Annotated in this window: 3 protein-coding genes; all 3 read left to right on the top strand. The window is 61.1% G+C overall.

Translation table 11 applies throughout. From position 1 onward, the window contains the following. Window positions 1-378 precede the first annotated feature (378 nt). A complete protein-coding gene (locus VGM51_13005) occupies window positions 379-1026 on the top strand; it encodes a RecX family transcriptional regulator (protein HEY3413952.1) in 648 nt (215 codons plus the stop codon). A 97-nt stretch (window positions 1027-1123) separates the two neighbouring features. Then, window positions 1124-2653 carry a ribonuclease Y gene (gene rny, locus VGM51_13000; protein HEY3413951.1) on the top strand — a complete coding sequence of 510 codons (1530 nt, stop codon included), beginning with the start codon at window positions 1124-1126 and terminating at the stop codon, window positions 2651-2653. A gap of 939 nt (window positions 2654-3592) precedes the next feature. Continuing rightward, window positions 3593-4384, top strand: a complete 792-nt coding sequence (locus VGM51_12995) for a hypothetical protein (protein ID HEY3413950.1) — start codon at window positions 3593-3595, stop codon at window positions 4382-4384. The last annotated feature ends 194 nt before the right edge of the window (window positions 4385-4578 follow it).

Here is a 4578-nt window from a genome sequence, read left to right as displayed (position 1 = left end):
GCCACCCTCCAGCACCAGGCTCGCCAATCGTTTCCGTGACTGCATAAGCGATTGCTCCTGAAATGGCATCCCACACCTCCCGAGCGAAGTGTAAAGGATGTCTTGTCAGAAACTGTCCACCATCTATTGTCATCAGACAATATTGGAGGCTAGGGGGGCTCCGGCCCGGATGCGGGCGAGGCGCCCGCGCTCCATCCGGCCCTCTGCCTTCTGCCTTCTGCATTCTTCACTCACCACTAAAATCTCCTCCGTGCACCTCTGTGCTCTCCGCGTCCTCAGTGGTAGGTTGGGGGATCCCCCGAATCCTCTTCCCCCCGCTATGGAGACGCCCGCCTGCAAGATGGGGTACGATACAAATGAAATAGAAAGAGCACCCAAATGGCACAGGAACGCACCATATCCGCCATCGAACCGCAGCAGAGGAAGAGGGATCGCATGAACCTCTACCTCGATGGCGAGTTCGCGATGGGCGTCAACGCCGCGGTCGTGGTTTCCCTGGGCCTCAGCGTCGGCCAGCGCATCGACGAGGAGCACCTCAACGACATCGTCCGCCAGGAGTCCCTCAACAAGGCGAAGGATCGCGCCTTCAACCTCCTGTCGTACCGGGCGCGCTCCGAGAAGGAAATCCGCGATCGTCTGGCTCTGGCGGGCTACGAAACCGATATTGTGGACGAGGTTGTGTCTAGGTTATACGCTCTGAACTATCTCGATGATCAGGATTTTGCCAGGAAGTTCATCAGCGACCGGCAAGCCGAACGGCCCGCGGGCCGGCGGGCGCTGGCATGGGAGCTTCGAAGGAAGGGTTTGGACGCCGAAACGGTCGAAACGGCTGTCGCCGGCATGGACGATGACACCGAGCGTGCCGCCGCGCTGGAAGCGGCAGGCGCACGGGCCGCCAGATACGTGAATATGGAGCCGCAAGACGCCCGCCGCAAACTGGGAGCATTCTTGCAAAGGCGAGGGTTTGCGTGGGATACTATAAATGACGTTTTGGGTGTTGTTCTAACGCCCAAACACGCTGACTGACCGCCCGAGAGCGGCCGGTCTATCCCTTCGCATCCAACCTCACCCGCCGCGTGGTAACGCTATCACCACGCGGATGAACGGTGGAGGTAAAATCGTCATGTGGCAAAATGTAGCGGCCCTTATGGTGGCCGTGTTCGTATTGATTTATGCCATCTTTGAGGCCAGGCGCCTCGAGATGCAGAGAAAACGTGATCGCGAGGACCTGCAGAGACAACGGGAACTCGTTACAAAGGAAATTGAAGCGCAGCGCAAAACCCTCCTCCTGGAGGCCAGGGAAGACGCGCTGCATCTGAAGCAGCAGTTGGAAGAGGAAGACCGCGAGAAGCGCGCGGAATTACAGAGGCTGGAGCGAAGATTAACTCAAAGAGAAGAAACGCTGGATCGCCGAATCGATGGGCTCGAACATCGCGAAAGCGAACTGGCGGTGAAAGACAGGCAACTCGTAGAAGCCCTCGAGCGGGCCGCCCGCGAACATAAAGAGCGGACGAAAGCACTGGAGAACGTGGCTGGGCTCAGCGCCGACGAGGCGAAGGTCCAGCTTCTCAAGAGCATCGATAACGACGTTCAGCGCGACGCAGCGAAGCTCATCAAGGATACCGAAGAGCGCGCCAAGGCCGACGCAGGGCGCATCGCCCGCAAAATCGTTACTCTCGCTATACAGCGGTGCGCGGTAGACACGGTCTCGGAGACAACCGTCACATCGGTTGCGCTCCCAAGTGATGACATGAAGGGCCGAATCATCGGACGCGAAGGCCGGAACATCCGGGCCTTCGAAACGATGACCGGCGTGGACCTGATAATTGACGATACGCCCGAAGCAGTCGTGCTTTCGGCTTTTGACCCGGTCCGGCGGGAGGTTGCCCGCATCGCGCTTAACACGCTGGTTGCGGACGGCCGGATCCATCCGGGCCGCATCGAAGAGACAATCGAGCGGGCGCGGGTCGAGGTGGATACCAAGATCCGCGAGGCCGGCGAGGCCGCTGTCATGGAGAGCGGCGTAACCGGGCTCCACCCCGAGGTGGTTCGGATACTCGGAAAACTGAGGTATCGCACCAGTTATGGCCAGAACGTGCTGGACCACAGCGTCGAAATGGCCCACCTTGCCGGGGCGATGGCCGCGGAACTTGGGGCGAACGTGTGGTTGACGAAGCGAGCGGCTTTGCTGCATGACCTGGGCAAGGCGGTGGACTTTGAGATGGAAGGGGCTCACCATCACATCAGCATGGACCTGGCCCGGCGATACGGAGAACCGGAAGAGGTGATCCACGCCATCGGCGCACATCACGACGATATCGAAGCCGAAACCGTGGAAGCCACGCTGGTAAAGGTGGCAGACGGGCTCAGCGCGGCAAGGCCGGGGGCCCGCCGCGAAAACCTGGAGGCATACATCAAACGTCTAACTCAATTGGAGGCCATTGCGGATTCATTTGAAGGAGTCGAGAAGGCGTATGCAGTTCAAGCAGGGCGCGAAGTGCGAGTAATGGTCCGCCCAAGCATAGTAGACGACGACCGAGCCCACGCCCTAGCCCGAGAAGTATCAAAACGCATTGAAGAACAGATGCAGTACCCTGGTCAAATCAGGGTGACGGTCATTCGCGAGACTCGCGCGGTAGAGTACGCGAAATAGGTGCCGGATGACGGGCAAGGGGTGCCGGTTCCAGAGTTTGAACCGGCACGCCATGCCGAACACCCGTCACCACAGAAGGAGGCGCCTGCAATGAAACACTATACAGCGAATGGGTTGATGGCTTCCGGTTTGCTGGTAGCCGGAACAATGCTGATCTGTGCCGGTCCGTCTCTGGCTCAGAGATCACGGCCCGGCGATGACAAACGAGACGATTCGCGCCCGGTTTCTCGACCGGAGTCGCGCCCGGAAAGCCGGCCTGCGCCGCGGGTGGAGGCGCCGGTTTACCGCGCTCCATCGCCGGCGCCGGTACAGCGGGATACACCACGCTTCCAGCCATCGCCACAACCACAGTGGAACCCCTCGCCCCGTGAATCGCCCACGTTCCCTTCACCGACGCGAACGACCCCGGTTGACAACGCTCCGATCTTTCGCAATTCGCAGCCGGATCGCAGTCCCGGCGGGATGCGTAATCTGCCTGTCGACACCGGCCTTTCGTCCCGCCCTAACAACCAGGATCGCCAGCCTGACAGCGGCAGTGTGCGGCGGGAAAGCCCTCGCAGTTTGCCTGTGAACCCGGGTGGCTCTGATTTGCCGGGTTATCGAGGCAGTCGCGGGACGGGCGCACGCCTACCAGATAGTGGCAGTGTACGGCGCGAAAGCCCCCGGAGTTTGCCGGTGAACCCGGGTGGCGCGGATTTGCCGGGCTATCGTGGGAGCCGAGGAACCGGCACGGCAGGCCCCGGAACGATTACGCGCCAACCGAGTGCGCCAACCGATCGCAAACCGGCCGGCGGCGTGCGCCTTGGAGGCGCCCGTAATGGTCCGCTGACATCCGGCGCCTCGTCCTCTCCGCTGGCATGGCGCCCGCCGTCTCGGGCAGGCGCCGGGAACGGCGCCGGAAATTCGATGCCGTCCGGCCCGACCGCCAGGGGCTCCAACATGGGCAGAGACTCCGCACCGGGCGGATCCGGCCCGTCGTGGCGTCCCCGCGAGAGCGGCACTGTTCACAACGTGCCGGTGGACCGCGGCTACCGCCCGCCGCCCATTGATCACAACCGATGGAACGACGGTGGCGCCCGGTATGGCGGCCGGCATTTCTACACCGTGGACCTCGGGTGGTATGACCCGTGGTACTGCTACAACACCGGCTTCTTCTTCGGTGCCAGGTTCTACTATCCGTACTACTACTGCGGCCCGTACGTCAGCGGATATTACTACTCGCCGTTCTGGTGTTATGGCAACCTCGCTCCTCTGTACATCTATCCGGAGAGAGTGATCGTTATCGAGAAGCGCGTGTACCTGCACGATGTGGTCGATGACGACTACGACATCTACAGCTCGCCCACCCAATCGTCCATGCGGGACACGATGGACGATATCCGCTCAGCGTGGCTGGATGCCGATGGCGGGCGTTTGCTGCAGCACATCAACCAGGCGATCCCGGTTCGCATCTACCAGAAGGGCACGTACAAGTACAGCCTTGAGCCGGACGACTTCCGCGACGTTACCAAGGATGCGCTAAACCGGGTCGAGACCGTTGGATTCGAATGGACAAACGTCGAGAAGATATCCTCGGACGAGGTACACCTGGAGGCGAAACATACCTTCCGAGACGCGGATGGCGAGAAGCACGTCATCAGGCTGAATTACACGCTCGAGAAAGCGCAGGGCGGCTGGTGGATCACGGAATCCGGCAGCGAGAAATGGATCGACGACATTTCAGTGCTGTGATCACACGAGCGCAGGAAGATTGGGGCACAGAGGAGTGTCCTCTGTGCCCCTTCTTCATGTACGCCGGGCATGCGCCCGTTCTCGGAGGTGAAAGTCCTCTACGGTAAAGGGAATCGGAACCGTTAAGCGACGGCAAGGGCGTCACCGCGAGGTGGGGTCTGAAGGAAGCCAGAGCCACAGCCACGACCCGACGA

The organism is Armatimonadota bacterium, from assembly GCA_036504095.1.
Lineage (GTDB): Bacteria > Armatimonadota > DTGP01 > JAKQQT01 > JAKQQT01 > DASXUL01.
This window is presented reverse-complemented; position numbering and strand designations above follow the sequence as displayed.